We start from the raw sequence: 16,655 nt of genomic DNA, 5'->3' as shown, positions 1-16,655 counted from the left end.
CTCTACTTCCCCCCCCCCCAGTTATTGCCAAACGGGTCCCCCAAGTTTGGGTTGGGTTCCGGGTATTCCCCCCCGGGGGGGGGGGTCTGGTGTGGCCCCCCCCCCCCGCGCCGGTGTCCTGCTTGATGCCCTTGAGGATCTGGTCCAGCACGGTGGGGTCGGGCGCGCCCGCGGCGTCGTCGACCCCGCCCTCGAAGGCCACGTAGCCCCCTCCCTTGGCCGGCACCGCCACCATCAGGACGTAGCCCTTGCTGCCGTCCGCCGTGACGATGTGCCAGCGCACCGCGTAGCCGGAGATGCCCGCGACCGTCGTGCTGGACGAACCGGCGTCGGTGTGCGACGAGATGTTGCTGAAGATCGCCGCGGCGTAGGTGGGCATCGCGGCCTCGGCCGCCGCCCGGGCCGAGGCGCCCGAGACGGTGTCCTTCTCCACCGAGAACTGACCGCGGATGCAGGATCCCCCGCCGGGGCAGGTGTACCGGCCGCTGCCGAGGAAGACCGTCGAGTGCGCGCCGTCCGTCGTCGCGTCCCAGCCTTCGAAGACCGGCACCGTGATGGCGTGCTGAGGGTCGGCCACGGTGTCCTTGACCGCCGGCGCCGGGCGCGCGGTCGTCGTGGGCGTGGTTCCCCGGGTCGGGGTCGGGGTCGGGGTCGGGGTGCGGGTGGCCGTGGGGCTCGGGGTGTCCGTGACGGTCACGGTCGCCACCGGAGTGGTCGGACCGGCCGTCGGGGTGCCGCCGCCGCTGTTGAGCGCGATGGCGGCCACCACACCGACCACGGCCAGCACCCCGACCACGATGGCCACGGCCGTGCCGGTCTTCATCCGGTTCGACTGGGGCTGGGGAGTGTAGGCGGCCTGCGGATAGCCGTAGGAGGGCGGGTTCTGCGTCGGGTAGCCGTACCCGGGCTGCCCCTGCTGCGCCGCACCGTAACCGTAGGAGGGGGGCGCGGAGGCCTGCGCCGGGTTCTGCCAGGAGACCTGTGTCGGGGCGTCGGCAATCTGACCGCCGCCCGCCTGGACGGGCCGCACCTCGCTGGTCCAGGCGTTGCCGTCCCACCAGCGCTCATGACCGGCCGTGCCGTCCGCACCCGGTACCGGGTACCACCCCGGAGGCGTCGAGTTGCTCACGGCCGTACCGTACCCGTCCGGGTGACGGTCCAGACAGGCCGGGTCTGTCACGACTCTGCACCACCCGCGTCCGGATCTGACGACTCGCCGGTAACGCGCCTGGTGGGGCGGCGGAAGCGGGTTCGGGGGCGGGGCGGCCCTGGGCGGGCGGCCCCGCCGCCGGGCCGTTCCGCCCCGCGGAGGGCCGGGGTCGGGCCGAGAGGTCGGGGCCGGGCGCGGGGGCGCGGGGTCAGGCCGTGAGGGTGCGGGCCATGAGGATGTCGTCGACGTACCGGCCGTCGATCAGGAACTCCTCGGCCATCGTGCCCTCGACGACGAAGCCGCAGCGCTCGTAGAGGCTGCGCGCCGGAGCGTTGTGGCCGAGCACGCGCAGGGTGAGCCGGCGGGCGCCCTGCTCGCGGGCCGCGGCGCAGGCGGCCTCGACCAGCGCGACGCCGACGCCGCGGCCCCGGGCCCCGGCGTCGACCGCGAGGCCCTGGATCTGGCGCACGTGCGCGTTGCTGGCCAGCGGAGTGGGCGGGACGACCCGGACGTAGCCGACGAGGCGGTCACCGAGCACGGCGAGCAGGAACTGGTCCGGGCTGTGGCGCTCGTCGAACACGTCCGCACCCTCGTCGGGCCGTGGAGCGACGTCGGCCAGCCAGGTCCACGCCGCACGGTTGAGGGCGGAGAGCTCCTTCTCGTCCTCGGCCTGAGCGGGACGGATGATCAGATCGTCGGCTTCGCGCATGCGCGTCATGCTAATCAGCGGGTTCCCGGGCGTACACGGAATTTCCGGGTGGGGTGCCTCGACGTCCGGGCGCGACGTCCGGACGTGACGTCCGGGCGCGACGTCCGGGCGCGACGTCCGGACGGGCCGCGCCCCGGCCGGCGACGCTCCGGCCAGCAGCGCCCGGGTCTGCGAGGTCCCGGCTGCGAGGATGTCCGCATGAGAATCGCGGTCACAGGATCCACGGGACTGATCGGCTCGGCACTCGTCGACTCGCTGCTGACGGACGGCCACGAGGTGGTACGGCTGGTCAGGCACCGCTCGAAAACCGGCCCTCGACCGGACGGCACCACCGCCATCGGCTGGAACCCGCTGCTGGGTCAGGTCGACCGGGCCGGGCTCGCCGGGGTGGAGGCCGTCGTGCACCTGGCCGGCGCCGGGGTCGGCGACCGGCGCTGGACCGACGCCTACAAGCGGGAGATCCGGGAGAGCAGGGTGCTCGGCACCGAGACGCTGGCCGCCGCGGTGGCCGGGCTCGCCGAGCCGCCGCGGGTCCTCCTCAGCGCGTCGGCGGTCGGCTTCTACGGACAGACCGGGGACCGGGTGATCGACGAGGAGTCGCCCGCCGGGGACGACTTCCTGGCCGAGGTCTGTGTCGAGTGGGAGGCCGCCGCCGGAGCGGCCGAGCGGGCCGGGGTCCGGGTGGTGCACCCGCGGACCGGGCTGGTGCTCTCGGCGGACGGCGGCGCGGGCGGGCGGCTCTTCCCGCTGTTCCGGCTCGGCCTCGGCGGGCGGCTCGGCGACGGCCGGCAGTACTGGAGCTTCATCTCCCTGGCCGACGAGGTCGCGGCGCTGCGGTTCCTGATCGACCGGGAGGACCTGAGCGGGGCGTTCAACCTCACCGCTCCGGAGCCGGTGACCAATGCCGAGCTGACGGCGGCGCTCGGCCGGGAGCTGCACCGGCCGACGCCGTTCCCGGTGCCCAAGGCACTCCTGGACGCCGTGCTGGGCGAGCTGGCGGTCGAAGTGGTCGGCAGCCACCGGGTGGTGCCGCGGAGGCTGCTGGACGCGGGCTTCCGGTTCCGGCACCCCGACGTGGATTCGGCGGTGCGGGCGGCCCTCTGACCCGACGGCGCGGCGGGAACGGGGCGGTGGGAACGGGGCGGTGGGAACGGGGCGGGGCGTACGGCGCCGGGAGCGGGGGCTGCGGGCGACGGGCCGCCGGGCAGGGCCGCCGGGGGCGGGCGGCGGGCCGGGGGCGGCGGCCGGGGGGCAGGCGGGCGGCGGGCCGGGGGGCGGCGGGCCGGGGGGCGGCGGCCGGGCGCAGCGGGCCGACCGGGGTCGGCGGACGCGACGGGTTCGACGACCGCCGCGGCGCCGACGCGCGGTCCTCCCACCACCGCGTAGGCGCCGTACGACGTCCGCCCTGGCCATGGGCATATGCCCGACGCAGTCCGGGCGGGGCTCCGTGAGGGGGCGCACGGGAGCACGCTGCGGGCGCGTTGCGCGCCCCTGGTGACCGTGCGCGCCCGCCGGGCCGGAATCCCACCCGGATCGAATCACAGTCCGTGACCGAGCCCCCACCGGATGCTGTCACTCCTCTTCCCGGCTTCGGATCGGGCCCGATGCGCCTGTCTGACCCCCACACTGACTGGGCATCACATCGTCGGACCGTGTCCCAGCACCCCGCTACCTGCGCCGGCCCGAAACCCCGGGACCAGGGAGGGAGCCACCCGTGCCCACGTATGACTTCATTCGCCGCACCCGCCGGCAGTCCGATCCGGACGTCGTTGTGGTCGGAGCCGGACTCGCGGGCCTGGCCGCCGCCCGCGTCCTCACCGGCCACGGCCTGACCGTCCAGGTCCTCGAGGCCTCGGACCGGATCGGCGGCCGAGCAGCCACCCACGAGCTGGACGGATTCCGGCTCGACCACGGAAGCCACCTGCTGAACACCGCCTTCCCCGAGCCGCGTCGTGTGCTCGACCTCGACCGCCTCGAACTGCGCCCGCTCGCCCCCGGCGTCCTCGTGCACAGCGCCGGGCGCCGGTACCGGGTCGGGGACCCACAACTGACCACCGCCCGGCAGGCCGCCGCCCGGGCTCCACTGGGCAGTCCGCTGGACAAGGCGCGGCTCGGCAGCTGGCTCAACCGGCTGGCGGCGACCCCCGCCGCCCGCCTCAAGGCCCGACCCGAGACCACTGCCGCCCGGGCTCTCGCCGACCGCGGGCTCGCCCCGCGGACCGTCGACGGCCTCCTGCGACCGCTGCTCGGCGCCCTGCTCAGCGACCCGGCCCTCGGCACCAGCAGCCGGGTCGCCGACCTGGTGCTCCGCTGCTACGCGCGCGGCCGGCTCTGTCTGCCCGCCGGCGGGATCGCGGCCGTGCCGACCCAACTGGCCGCCGTCCTCCCCGCCGGCACCGTACGCACCGGCGTACGGGTCACCTCGATAGCGGCCGACGGCGTGGAGACCGTCGGGCACGGGCGGATCAACGCCCAGGCCGTGGTCGTCGCCACCGACCCCCGGTCCGCCACCGGCCTGCTGCCGGGCCTGCGGCTGCCCGGCTTCCACCCCGTCACCACCTTCTACCACGCGGCCGACCGGAGCCCGCTCGGCGAGGCGGTCCTCCTCCTGGACGGGGACCGCCCGAACGGTCAGCAGTCGCTGGTCTCGCACTCGCTGGTGCTCAGCGAGCTGCACCCGTCGTACGCGCCGGCCGGGCAGGCGCTGATCGCCACGACCGTGCTCGGCCGCCGCAGCTTCGACGCCGGCGGGCCGGCCGCGCTGGAACCCGCGGTCCGCGGACGGTTGGCGGAGCTGTACGGGACACCGGTGGCGGGCTGGCAGTTCCTGAGCGTGCGGCACCTCCCGGACGCCGTACCGGCCATGCCCCCGCCGCACAACACCCGGCGGCCGGTCCGGCTGCTGGCCGGGCTGTACGTCTGCGGCGACCACCGCGACACCAGCAGCGTGCAGGGCGCGCTGGTGTCCGGGCGCCGGGCCGCCGAGGCCGTGGTCCGTGACCTCGGGCTGCCGCTGGCCGTGCGGGAGGCGGAGGCGGCGGCCTGACGGGCCCGTTGCCGTCACCGGCACGCGGCCGGGCTGCCGGAGAGGGGCCCGGCCGCGTGCCAGTATGCCGATATGACCGCTGATCGGATGGTTCCTCCCCCTCCACCGGACGCCCGGTGAGCGCCGGGCCTGAGGTCCAACCGCTCGCGCTGATCCTGGTCCCGGCCGCCGCGGTGGCCGCGCCGCTGCTCGCCGACCGGCTGCTGCGGTGGATCGCCGTCCCCACCGTGGTGTTCGAGATCGTGCTCGGCGTCCTGATCGGCCCGGACGTCCTGGGCTGGGTGCGCACCGACGACTTCGTCGACGCGCTCTCCCAGCTCGGTCTGGCCATGCTGATGTTCCTGGCCGGGTACGAGATCGACTTCGCCAAGCTGCGCGGCGGCCCGCTCCGGCAGGCGGGCACCGCGTGGCTGGTCACCCTGGTGGCCGCGCTCGGCGTCGGGGCGCTCGTCAACCCCGACCCACTGGACGGCGCCTTCACCGGGCTGGCTCTGACCACCACGGCACTGGGCACCATCCTGCCGATCCTGCGCGACTCCGGGGAGCTGCCCACCCCGTTCGGCTCGCTGGTGATGGCCACCGGCGCGGTCGGCGAGTTCGGGCCGATCATCGCCATCGCCGTCCTGCTCAGCGGCAACACCCCGGCCAGGACCGCCGTCATCCTGGCCGCCTTCGCGGTGATCACCGCCGTCGCGATCGGCTACGCCCGGCGCGCCCGGCCGGTCCGGATGACCCGGCTGATCCGGCGCACGCTGCGCACCTCCGGCCAGTTCGCCGTCCGTACCGTGATCCTCGCGCTCGCGACCATGGTCGCGGCCGCGCTCTGGCTGGACCTCGACATGCTGCTCGGCGCGTTCACCGCCGGCATCGTCTCCCGGCTGCTGCTGTCCGACGTCCCGGAGGCCGAGGGCGAGGTGATCGAGGCCAAGCTGGAGGGCATCGGCTTCGGCTTCCTCGTCCCGGTGTTCTTCGTCGTGAGCGGGATGAACTTCGACCTCTCGGCGCTGCTGGACGATCCGGGCACGCTGCTGCTCGTCCCGCTCTTCCTGGCCCTGCTGCTGGCCGTGCGCGGGCTGCCCGCGGCGCTGATCGCCCCGGTCGGGCTCGGACGGCGCGACCGGGTGGCGCTCGGGCTGTACGGCGCGACGGCGCTGCCACTGGTCGTGGTCATCACCACCATTGAGGTCGACTCTGGGCACCTGCCGTCCTCCACGGCCGCCGCACTGGTCGGCGCGGGGATGCTCTCGGTGCTGTGCTTCCCGCTCACCGCCCAGCGACTTCGCGGGGACGTCCGCCCGCCGGCCGCCGGCGAGGGCGACCGGCCACGGGTGAACGCCGAGAGCTGGTGAACACCGAGAACCGGTAGGCGCTCCGCCGCCCGGGGCTCGGGCGTATGCCGATCAGATCACCCCCGCCTGGCGCACGGTCTCCTCGAACGCCCGGGCCACCGGGCTGCCCCGGTACGGGGTGAGCCGGCGGTGGAAGTCCCGCACGTACTCCAGCGAGCGGGCCGAGCGCATCTCCCCCGCCGCCCGCAGCGCGTCGGTGGCCATGCCGCAGGCCTCGTCGAGGTCGCCCATCCCGAGCCGGGCGGTGGCCAGCACCAGCCGGCAGAAGATCCGGCTCCGGGCGTAGGCGGGCGAACGCAGCCGCAGCGACTTCTCGGCGTGCTGGGCGGCCGTCCGCCACTGCTGGAGGTCCCGGTAGCAGTGGGCGAACTCGTCGGAGAGCTGGGCCTCGTCGAAGAACCGGGCCCAGGAGGGCAGTTCGTCGCCCGCCCGGGCCGCGGCCAGCGACCGCTCGGCGCGGACCAGCGCGGTGGTGCAGGAGCGGACGTCGCCGAGCAGGCCGTGCCCACGCGCCTCGGCGGCGTGCAGCAGCGCCTGCACCGTGGGCGGCACGGCTCCGCCGACGCCCTGCTGGGCGACCCTGGCCAGCTGGACGGCCTCCCGGCCGTGGCCGAGGTGCACGGCCTGCTGGCTCATCGTCACCAGGACGTACCCGCCGAGCGCGCGGTCGCCGGCGGCCTGGGAGAGCCGCAGGGCCTGGACGAAGTAGCGCTGGGCGAGGCCGTGCGCGGCGATGTCGAAGGACGTCCACCCGGCCAGTCGGGTGAGGTCCGCGACGGCACCGAACAGCGCGCGGCCGATCTGCTCGCCGTAGCGGCCCCGCAGCATCGGCTCGGCCTCGCTCTCCAGGTAGCGCACCAGCGCCTGGCGGGCGTGGCCGCCGCCGTAGGCGTGGTCCAGCGCGCGGAAGAGGTCGCCGACGGCGCGGATGGCCGCGATGTCCCCCCGGCCGACCCGCAGCGCCGGGCGGGGCTCGCGGGCCGGGTCGTGGTACGGCGGCTCGACGGCGATGGGCGGACGCCGGCTCTGGGTCGGCACCCGGCCGAGCGCGGTCGTGCCGGCGGCCGCCCCGGAGGCGGGCCCCGCAGTCGCCCCGGCGGGCGTGCCCGCGGCGGCCGGAGCCGCTCCGGTGGCCGATCCGGCCGGGGTCGCAGCCCGGCCGAGGCCCGTTCCGGGCGTGCCGGAGGTGCCCGGGGCGGAGCCGCGGGCCGGAGGCGCGGCGGAGCCGCCGGGCGCACCCGGGCCGGGTGGTCCGGCGGACGGCGCGCCACTGCCAGGATCGGGCCTGGCCAGGGTGGAGCCGTCCCGCGCGACCCGCTCGTCGGTCCGGCCGATCAGCCAGTCCCGGCTCGGCACGACCAGCCCGGCCGGGGTGAAGGCGATCCGGCGCAGCTCCGACTGCGGGCCGTTGTCCTTGCGCCACATGCTCGCCACGATGTCCACCGCCTCCTGCGGCGTCTCGGCGAACTCCAGGCCCGCGTAGACCGGGGCGCAGGCGTCCAGGCCGAGGTCCTGGGCGGTGAGGCGGCGGCCGAGCCGGCGGGTGAACACCTCGGCGATCAGTGCCGGGGTGGCGCCGCGCGGCTGCTGGCCGCGGAGCCAGCGGGTGACCGAGGTCTTGTCGTACCGCAGGTCCAGGCCGTGCTCCAGGCCGAGCTGGTCGACCCGGCGGGCCAGCCCGGCGTGCGAGAAGCCCGCCTCCTCGATCAGGGCGGCCAGTTGGAGGTTCTGCGTGGCCGACCCGGAGTGGCCGCCCGACTGACCTCCCGTCCGGCCCGCCGGACGGCCGCCCGCGGGGTCGACCTGGGCCGGCCGGGGCGGCTCGTCGGCGGTGGCGAGCGCGGTCGGGTGCCGGTCGGGCGTGGCCTGGACGGGAAGCCGCAGCTCGTCGGCGGTCGGGGTGTCGGGGGCGTCCGGAAGGGCCCGGCCGACCGGACCTCGGTGCTGGTCGAGCGGGTCGAGCGGTCCGTACGCCGGGCTGTCGGTTACAGGCCTTTGGGGCATAGTCAGTCAACACCTCTCGGACGCCGCACCGGCTCCACCAGCGGTTCGGCTGCCTGTGGCGACGCCCCCTGTCGGGAATCGGCGTGAATGTAGCGAGCATTCGGGCGCTATGGGTGGTTCTGACCGAGCAATCCTCCGAACGGGTGAAGCATCCGCGCCCATTGTGGGGAAGACGCCCAGCGATCGGTTTGGCTTTCACGACTCCTCCCGCCGATGGACCGTCATGACGGTGATCACCACAGTTCACCCTGATGCTGTAGGGGTTCGCCACATAGGAGGGAAGCCGCCGGATTCCTACCGTTCTGGGCCATGGACACCACTTCAGACCGCCCGCTCGACGGCCGCACCGCCCTGGTCACCGGGGCCGCCTCGGGCATCGGCCGCGCCTGCGCCGAAGCCCTCGCCGCGGCCGGCGCCCGGGTCTACGTCGTCGACGTCGCCGCCGAGCCCGCCCGCCGGCTCGCCGAGCGGATCGGCGGCGTCGCCCACGTCGCCGACCTCTCCGACCCGGAGGCGGTGGAGGCGCTGCCGGCCGACGCCGACATCGTGGTCAACAACGCGGGCCTCCAACACGTCGCACCCTTGCACGAGTTCCCGGTCGACCGGTTCCTGCTGATCCAGCGGGTGATGGTCGAGGCGCCGTTCCGGATCCTGCGCCGGACCCTCCCGCACATGTACGCGCGGGAGTGGGGGCGGGTGGTCAACGTCTCCTCCGTCCACGGCCTGCGGGCCAGCGCCTTCAAGTCCGCCTACGTGACCGCCAAGCACGCGCTGGAGGGGCTGAGCAAGACGGTGGCGCTGGAGGGCGCGCCGTACGGCGTCACCAGCAACTGCGTCAACCCGGGCTACGTCCGGACCCCCCTGGTGGAGCGTCAGATCGCCGACCAGGCACTCGCCCACGGCATCCCCGAGGACGAGGTGGTGGAACGGATCATGCTCGACCGCACCGCCGTCAAGCGCCTGATCGAACCCGACGAGGTCGCCCGGCTGGTCCTCTGGCTCTGCTCCCCGCACGCCTCCTACGTCACCGGCGCCAGCCTCCCGATCGACGGCGGCTGGACCGCCCGTTGACCGCGCGGCGAAGACCGGAGAGCAGAAGCGGGCCGGGGCCGAGGACCGTCGGCTGCTCGGCGTCCGCAGCGGCAAGTGCCCGGAGATCCCCGGTCGGAGCACCGCGCAGGTGCCGTGGTCGCAACCACTCGCCGGCGGCCCCGCCGGCTCGTCGGGGCATCGCGACTACCGCGTCAACCGCGCGGTCGGGCGTCCCACCCTCCGGGGCCTATGGCCCCCTCGCCCATATCGCCGCCCATTGATGTATCGGCCTCCACCATAGGATCCGGGCAAGGGAGTTCCTACCTTGTGGCAACACCGTCCCCCAGCCGGAAGTGGTGACCATGAGCAGCGCCGACGCCCCGAAGGACACGAGAGGTTCACTGCCACGAGTCGTGGCCGCCAGCCTCATAGGAACGACGATCGAGTGGTACGACTACTTCCTGTACGGAACGGCGGCGGCGCTGGTGTTCGGGAAGCTGTTCTTCCCGAACAGCGATCCGCTGACCGGCACGCTGCTCTCCTTCCTCACCTACGCCATCGGGTTCGCGGCCCGGCCGCTCGGGGCCCTGGTGTTCGGGCACTTCGGGGACCGGGTGGGGCGGAAGAAGCTGCTCGTGGTGAGCCTGCTGCTGATGGGCGGGTCGACCACCCTGATCGGCTGTCTGCCGACGTACGACTCGATCGGGGCGACGGCGCCGGTCCTGCTCACCGTGCTGCGGCTGGTGCAGGGGTTCGCGCTCGGCGGCGAGTGGGGCGGCGCGGTGCTGCTGGTGTCGGAGCACGGCGACGCCCGGCGGCGCGGGTTCTGGGCGTCCTGGCCGCAGAGCGGCGCACCGGCCGGGAACCTACTGGCGGCCGGCGTCCTGTCGCTGCTGACCACCGTGCAGTCGGAGGAGGCCTTCCTCTCCTGGGGCTGGCGGGTGCCGTTCCTGCTGTCGGCGGTGCTGGTCGGCGTCGGGCTGTGGATCCGGCTGGCGGTGGACGAGTCGCCGCTGTTCAAGCAGGCCCTGGCCCGGGCCGAGGCGCGCGAGACGGCCCTGGGGAAGCCCGAACAGACGCCGCTGGTGGCGGTGTTGCGACACCACTGGCGGGAGGTGCTGGTGGCGATGGGCGCCCGGATGGCGGAGAACATCTCGTACTACGTCATGACCACGTTCGTCCTCGCCTACGCCGTCAACCACGTCCACCTGCCGAAGCAGACCGCGCTCAACGCCGTGCTGATCGCCTCGGCGATCCAGTTCGCCCTGATCCCGGTCTTCGGGGCGCTCTCCGACCGGGTCGGGCGCAAACCGGTGTACCTGGTCGGCGCGGTGGGCGTCGGCGCCTGGGCGTTCGTCTTCTTCGGACTGGTCGACACCAGATCCTTCAGCTCGCTCCTGCTGGCGGTGACCGTCGGACTGGTCTTCCACAGCGCGATGTACGCGCCCCAGGCCGCCTTCTTCTCCGAGCTGTTCGCCACCCGGATGCGCTACTCGGGCGCCTCGATCGGCGCCCAGTTCGCCTCGGTCGCGGCGGGCGCGCCCGCCCCGCTGATCGCCACCGCGCTGCTGAAGGACCACGGGAGCTCCACCCCGATCTCGGTGTACGTGGCGATCGCCGCCGTGATCACCGTGCTGGCCGTGCTCTGCGGACGGGAGACGCGGGGGCACGACCTGGCGGAGGCGGAGGAGGAGACGTCGGGGGACGCGGCGGCGGAGGCCGGACAGGGGACGGCGACGGCGGCGAAGCCGGCAACCGCCTGACACCACGGGCGGCCTGACGGTACGTACGGCGGCCTGCGCTCACGACGGGCGAGCGCAGGCCGCCCGCGGGCACCCGGGCTGACCAGCTACGATCGCGCTTCCCTCCCCAGGGCTTGAGACCCACTGCCGATTGGCGGCCGCACCCGTGAACGACCGCGCCATCAACGACCGCGCCATCAACGACCGCGCCATCAATGACCTCGCCACGAACGACCTCGCCGCGAACGACCTTCAGCCCGGCTCGGCGCCGGCGCTCCGGAAGCTCCTCGACCTGCTCGCCTCCGGCGCCGCCACCGAGGACTTCACCGACGTGCTCGCCGAAGCCCGCCGCCGGGGTGCGCCGGCCGCCGTCCTGGACGAGATCGACGAGGCCACCTGGCAGGCGCTGCGCGTGCACCGGACGCTGCATCAGCACCGTCGCCGCGAGGCCGAGCTGACCGCCCTCTTCGACACCGCCGGGGACCTCGCCGCCTCCCGGGACCTCGACACCGTGCTGCAGGCCATCGTCCGCCGGGCCCGCATGCTGCTCGGCACCGACACCGCCTACCTGACCCTCCCGGACGAGGCCGCCGGCGACACCTACATGCGGGTCACCGACGGCTCGGTGTCCGTCCTCTTCCAGACCCTGCGGCTCAGCCTCGGCGACGGACTCGGCGGGCTGGTCGCACAGACCGCCCGCCCGTACGCCTCCCCCGACTACCGCGCCGACGACCGGTTCCACCACACCGGCACCATCGACGCGGGCGTCCTGGACGAGGGCCTGGTGGCGATCATCGGAGTGCCGCTGCTGCTCGGCGGCCGGGTCATCGGCGTCCTGTTCGCCGCCGACCGCTCGCCGCGCACCTTCTCCCCCGACGAGGTCGCGCTGCTCTGCACCCTGGCCGCACACGCCGCGATCGCCCTGGACACCGCCAAGTCGCTGGCCGACACCCGGGCCGCGCTCGCCGAGCTGAACACCGCCAACGCGCTGATCCGCGCCCACTCCGACGCCGTCCAGCGCGCCGAGCAGGGCCACGACCGGCTGACCGACCTGGTCCTGCGCGGTGCCGAGGTGCCGGACGTGGCGGCCGCCGTGGCCGCCCTCCTCGGCGGCGGGATAACGGTCCTGGACGCCGAGGGCGAGCCGCTGGCCGGACGGTCCGGGCCCGGAGCCGGGCTCGCCGAAGCCGCCGCCGCGTCCCGCGCCGAGGGCCGCTCGGTCCCGCACGGCGACGCCTGGGTCTGCGCGGTACTGGCCGGCCAGGAGCAGCTCGGCACCCTGGTGCTGCGCGGTCGCCCGGACCTCGACGACGCCGACCGGCGGCTGTTCGAGCGGGCCGGTGTGGTGACCGCGCTGCTCCTGCTGCTGCGCCGTTCGGTCGCCGAGACGGAGAACCGGGTCCGCGGCGAACTGCTGACGGACCTGCTCACCGCCCCCGAGCGGGACCCGGCCGGGCTGACCGCGCGCGGCCGGCGGCTCGGCGTGGACCTCGGCCGACCGCACCTGGTCCTGGTCGCCGAACCGGCCGAACCGGCCGGTGGAACCACGGCGGCGGGCGCGGCCTCCACCGCCGCCGGCGACCGCTCCCGGCTGGCCGGCGCGGCCGGACGGTACCTGTTCGGCTCCAGGGGGATCAGCGCGGAGCACGGCGAGGCGGTGGTGCTGCTCGTCCCCGACGGCGCCGACGAGGGCGGGGACGCCGCCCTGCGGGCGGCCGAGCAGGCCGCCGAGCGGCTCGCCCGGCTGGCCGGGTTCCCGGTCACCGTGGGCGCCGGCCGCCCCGCCGCCGGACCGGTGGCGCTCGCCGCCGCCCACGCCGAGGGCCTGCGCTGCGTGCGGGCACTGCGGGTCCTGGGCCGGGCCGGGGACGGCGCCTCGGCCCGGGCGCTCGGCTTCCTCGGCGTCCTGCTCGGCGACGGCCACGACGTGGACGGCTTCGTCCGGGCGACGCTCGGCCCGCTGCTGGACTACGACGGCCGGCGCGGCACCGAGCTGGTCCGCACCCTGCGCGCCTACTTCGACTGCGGCGGCAGCCTCACCCGGGCCAAGGACGAGCTGCACGTCCACGTGAACACGGTGGTGCAGAGGCTGGACCGGGTCGAAGTGCTGCTCGGACGGGACTGGAACCACCCCGAGCGCTCGCTGGAGCTCCAGCTGGCCCTCCGGCTGCAGCTGCTCTCGGACACCTGAGCGGCCACGACGGCGGCGACCGGGTCGCGGGCCGGGCGCGGGACGGGGGCGAGCACGGGGGGCGAGCACGGCCGCAGGCACCTGGACGGCCCCTCGGCGGGCGGGCGTACAGTGGCCAGGTTGGTCTCGAACGCCTGGCAAGGAGCAGTTGGTGAGCGAGAACGTACGTTTCGTGCGGATGGGCATAGGCGAGGGCTCCGTGCCCTACCAGGAGGCCTGGGAGGAGCAGCAGCGGCTGCACGCCCTGCGGGTCGCGGACGAGATCCCGGACACGGTGCTGCTGCTGGAGCACCCGCCGGTGTACACCATGGGCAAGCGCACCAACCCCGCCGACCTGCCGCTGGACGGCACCCCGGTGGTCGAGGTCAACCGGGGCGGCGAGATCACCTGGCACGGCCCGGGCCAGCTGGTCGGCTACCCGATCGTGAAGCTGCCCGATCCGATCGACGTGATCGCGTACGTGCGCCGGCTGGAGGAGGCCCTGATCCGCGCCTGCGGCGCGTTCGGCGTGGAGACCACCCGGATCGAGGGCCGCAGCGGCGTCTGGGTGCTGGGCGACAGCATCCCGGACGCGGTGGTGGACCCGTCGCAGGTGGTGGACATCGGCAAACTCACGCTGCGGATGGGCCTGCCGCTGGGCATCGACCCGCGCCTCGCCGGCCCCGAGTACGCGCCCTCCAACGCCGGGCAGCGCGGCGACGACCGCAAGCTCGCCGCGATCGGCGTCCGGGTCGCGCGCGGGGTGACCATGCACGGCTTCGCGCTCAACTGCGACCCGGACATGACCTGGTTCGACAAGATCGTGCCGTGCGGCATCCGGGACGCCGGCGTCGCCTCGCTGGCCGGTGAGCTGGGACGGGACCTCCCGGTCGCCGAAGCGTTGCCGCTGGTCGAGAAGCACCTGGCCGAGGTGCTCGCGGAACTCCCGGAGCCGGCACTCCGCCACTGAGCTCCGGCCGCCGCCCGCCGGGCCCGGCCCCGAACGACCGCGCCCGGAGCCGCCACCCCGAAGTCCCGGGCGGCTTCCGGGGAATCTACCCGCCGGTACCGCTGTTGCCCTGCGATTGCAGGGCCGCTGCCCCGACGAAGGCCGTACAAGCACAGGCGTACCCTGGGGGTACCCCGTCTAGTTCTAGGAGTCGCACGTGTCCGCTGTCGCACCCGACGGCAGGAAGCTTCTCCGCCTGGAGGTCCGCAACAGCGAGACCCCCATCGAGCGGAAGCCCGAGTGGATCAAGACCCGCGCGAAGATGGGCCCGGAGTACAACGCCCTCCAGTCGCTGGTGAAGAAGGAGGGGCTGCACACCGTCTGCCAGGAGGCCGGCTGCCCCAACATCTTCGAGTGCTGGGAGGACCGCGAGGCGACCTTCCTCATCGGCGGTGACCAGTGCACCCGCCGCTGCGACTTCTGTCAGATCGACACCGGCAAGCCCGCCGACTTCGACCGCGACGAGCCGCGCCGTGTCGCCGAGTCCATCGTCACCATGGACCTCAACTACGCCACCATCACCGGCGTGGCCCGCGACGACCTGCCGGACGGCGGCTCCTGGCTGTACGCCGAGACCGTCCGCCAGGTGCACGCGATGACGGCGGGCCGCGAGAGCGGCCGCACCGGCGTCGAGCTGCTGATCCCCGACTTCAACGCGGTGCCCGAGCAGCTCGCCGAGGTCTTCTCGTCCCGCCCCGAGGTGCTGGCGCACAACGTCGAGACGGTGCCGCGGATCTTCAAGCGGATCCGCCCGGCGTTCCGCTACGAGCGCTCCCTGGACGTCATCACGCAGGCCCGGGCCGCCGGCCTGGTCACCAAGTCCAACCTGATCCTGGGCATGGGCGAGACCCGCGAGGAGGTCAGCCAGGCGCTGGCCGACCTGGTCGGGGCCGGTTGCGAGCTGATCACCATCACCCAGTACCTGCGCCCCTCGCTGCGCCACCACCCGGTGGAGCGCTGGGTCAAGCCGCACGAGTTCGTCGAGCTGCAGCAGGAGGCCGAGGAGCTCGGCTTCGCCGGGGTCATGTCCGGCCCGCTGGTGCGCTCGTCGTACCGCGCCGGGCGGCTGTACCGGCAGGCGCTGGAGCACCGCGCGCAGCACGAGCAGGCGGCGGTCTGAGCCGCGCTCCGGTGCGGGCCGACGGTTTTACGCCATCGGAGGGGCGGAGCTTCGGCTCCGCCCCTTTCGCTTCACCGGGCTTTGACTGCCTGGTCACGGACTGGTAACACGGGGTGGGGACGATGGGTCCGCCGCGGTCGTTCGATTTTTCTCGGCCACGAGACGTGGTGGCCGCGCGGACGCGGGGACGAACGGGTCCTCGCAGGAAAACTTCCGAGCCACGAGAGGAGCTGTTCGGCATGCGGGTCGGTATCCGGTCGGTGGGCACCGCGCTGCGGCTGGCCGAGAGCGTGCTGCTGGCGGGCGGCCAGCGCCAGGCCCGGCGGAATGCCTGGTCAGCGGTCTGCGAGAACCGCCAGTACGCGGCGGACAGGGAGCGGGACTCGCTCGTCGCGACCGCCCGGGCGAAAGCCGCGGGCCGCTGACGGAGCCCCTGCGGGACGCCGTCGAAGGCGCCGGTACGAGCACGCACGGGTCACGGTTCGGGGCGAACGGGTACCCGGGCTTGGATATCCCGTACCCACGCCACGTACCATGAGCGTTATGGCGAGGGAAACATCCGAGAACCCCGGGCGACTGAAGCAGATCCGCCTGGCGTACACCATGACCAAGAAGGTCGACACCAAGATCGGCCTGATCATCGCCGGCGTCGGCCTGCTGACCTTCGGCGTGTTCCTCGCCATCGGCTTCGCGATCGACCACCCTGTCTACCTGGGCATCCTGGGCTTCATCGTGGCGTTCCTCGCCATGGCGATCGTCTTCGGACGCCGGGCCGAGCGCGCAGCGTTCGGACAGATGGAGGGGCAGCCGGGAGCGGTCGCGGCGGTACTGAACAACATCCGACGGGGCTGGAGCGCGAACTCCACCCCGGTCGCGGTCACCCGCAACCAGGACGCGGTCTACCGCGCCGTGGGCCGGGCCGGTATCGCGCTGATCGGCGAGGGCAACCCGAACCGGGTCCGCCAGCTGCTGGCGTCGGAGAAGAAGAAGATGGCGCGGATCGTCGGTGACGTTCCGGTGCACGACATCGTGGTGGGCACCGGCGAGGGCGAGATTCCGCTCAAGAAGCTGCAGATCCACCTGATGCGCCTGCCCCGTGCCATCACCGCCGCCCAGGTCACCGAGACCAACGACCGCCTGCGGGCGCTGGGCGACCTGCTCTCCAAGGCGCCGATCCCCAAGGGCCCGATGCCCAAGGGCGCCCGGATGCCCAAGGGTGGCCAGGCCCGCTGACCCCCTCCCCTTTCGACACGGAACGGCCCCGCCGCGGAGTTACCGCGGCGGGGCCGTTCCGTGTTTCCGGTCGGTGATCAGGGGGTCGCGG

General features: G+C 74.2%; 13 protein-coding genes. 10 read left to right on the top strand and 3 right to left on the bottom strand.

Annotated features, from left to right (window positions below):
* Together ACFWIC_RS26605 and ACFWIC_RS26600 are read right to left on the bottom strand one after the other, a co-directional pair.
* A partial coding sequence (locus ACFWIC_RS26605) for a DUF2510 domain-containing protein (RefSeq protein ID WP_380520174.1) occupies positions 1 to 1,129 on the bottom strand: 1,129 nt, incomplete at its 3' end.
* 229 nt (positions 1,130 to 1,358) lie between these two features.
* On the bottom strand, positions 1,359 to 1,859 hold the full coding sequence (locus ACFWIC_RS26600; protein ID WP_380520173.1) for a GNAT family N-acetyltransferase: 501 nt from the start codon (positions 1,857 to 1,859) through the stop codon (positions 1,359 to 1,361).
* A 198-nt stretch (positions 1,860 to 2,057) separates the two neighbouring features.
* Here ACFWIC_RS26600 and ACFWIC_RS26595 point away from each other — a divergent pair, with 198 nt between their 5' ends.
* The 3 genes from ACFWIC_RS26595 to ACFWIC_RS26585 all read left to right on the top strand — a co-directional run bounded on the left by ACFWIC_RS26595 (position 2,058) and on the right by ACFWIC_RS26585 (position 6,254).
* Positions 2,058 to 2,963: a TIGR01777 family oxidoreductase gene (locus ACFWIC_RS26595; RefSeq protein WP_380353463.1), complete on the top strand. Its 906-nt coding sequence runs from the start codon at positions 2,058 to 2,060 to the stop codon at positions 2,961 to 2,963.
* A gap of 610 nt (positions 2,964 to 3,573) precedes the next feature.
* Positions 3,574 to 4,905 carry an NAD(P)/FAD-dependent oxidoreductase gene (locus ACFWIC_RS26590; protein WP_380353466.1) on the top strand — a complete coding sequence of 444 codons (1,332 nt, stop codon included), beginning with the start codon at positions 3,574 to 3,576 and terminating at the stop codon, positions 4,903 to 4,905.
* Positions 4,906 to 5,021: 116 nt separating this feature from the next.
* Positions 5,022 to 6,254 carry a cation:proton antiporter gene (locus ACFWIC_RS26585; RefSeq protein WP_329949902.1) on the top strand — a complete coding sequence of 411 codons (1,233 nt, stop codon included), beginning with the start codon at positions 5,022 to 5,024 and terminating at the stop codon, positions 6,252 to 6,254.
* Between the two features lie 51 nt (positions 6,255 to 6,305).
* On the opposite strand, the gene ACFWIC_RS26580 is transcribed toward ACFWIC_RS26585, so the two are convergent.
* On the bottom strand, positions 6,306 to 8,258 hold the full coding sequence (locus ACFWIC_RS26580) for a regulator (protein ID WP_380353469.1): 1,953 nt from the start codon (positions 8,256 to 8,258) through the stop codon (positions 6,306 to 6,308).
* Between the two features lie 309 nt (positions 8,259 to 8,567).
* On the opposite strand from ACFWIC_RS26580, the gene ACFWIC_RS26575 reads away from it, so the two are divergent.
* From ACFWIC_RS26575 to ACFWIC_RS26545, 7 genes are all read left to right on the top strand, one after another.
* Positions 8,568 to 9,329, top strand: coding sequence for a 3-hydroxybutyrate dehydrogenase (locus ACFWIC_RS26575; RefSeq protein WP_380353471.1), 762 nt, complete (start codon positions 8,568 to 8,570; stop codon positions 9,327 to 9,329).
* Positions 9,330 to 9,652: 323 nt separating this feature from the next.
* Positions 9,653 to 11,053 (top strand): MFS transporter, encoded by a 1,401-nt coding sequence (locus ACFWIC_RS26570; protein ID WP_380353473.1) that lies wholly within the window; start codon positions 9,653 to 9,655, stop codon positions 11,051 to 11,053.
* A gap of 190 nt (positions 11,054 to 11,243) precedes the next feature.
* Positions 11,244 to 13,223, top strand: a complete 1,980-nt coding sequence (locus ACFWIC_RS26565; RefSeq protein WP_380520179.1) for a helix-turn-helix domain-containing protein — start codon at positions 11,244 to 11,246, stop codon at positions 13,221 to 13,223.
* A 178-nt stretch (positions 13,224 to 13,401) separates the two neighbouring features.
* Positions 13,402 to 14,172, top strand: coding sequence for a lipoyl(octanoyl) transferase LipB (gene lipB / locus ACFWIC_RS26560; protein WP_380353498.1), 771 nt, complete (start codon positions 13,402 to 13,404; stop codon positions 14,170 to 14,172).
* 196 nt (positions 14,173 to 14,368) lie between these two features.
* On the top strand, positions 14,369 to 15,331 hold the full coding sequence (locus ACFWIC_RS26555) for a lipoyl synthase (RefSeq protein WP_329881708.1): 963 nt from the start codon (positions 14,369 to 14,371) through the stop codon (positions 15,329 to 15,331).
* Between the two features lie 239 nt (positions 15,332 to 15,570).
* Positions 15,571 to 15,756, top strand: coding sequence for a hypothetical protein (locus tag ACFWIC_RS26550; protein WP_329949907.1), 186 nt, complete (start codon positions 15,571 to 15,573; stop codon positions 15,754 to 15,756).
* Between the two features lie 118 nt (positions 15,757 to 15,874).
* The gene (locus ACFWIC_RS26545; protein ID WP_329881711.1) at positions 15,875 to 16,564 is read left to right on the top strand and encodes a DUF4191 domain-containing protein; all 690 of its coding nucleotides are present in this window, start codon (positions 15,875 to 15,877) and stop codon (positions 16,562 to 16,564) included.
* Positions 16,565 to 16,655: the final 91 nt, after the last annotated feature.

Source organism: Kitasatospora sp. NPDC127035, assembly GCF_042726075.1.
Taxonomy (GTDB): domain Bacteria; phylum Actinomycetota; class Actinomycetes; order Streptomycetales; family Streptomycetaceae; genus Kitasatospora.
Note: the sequence above shows the minus strand (reverse complement) of the source record. Positions and strands in the feature narration are given on the sequence as shown.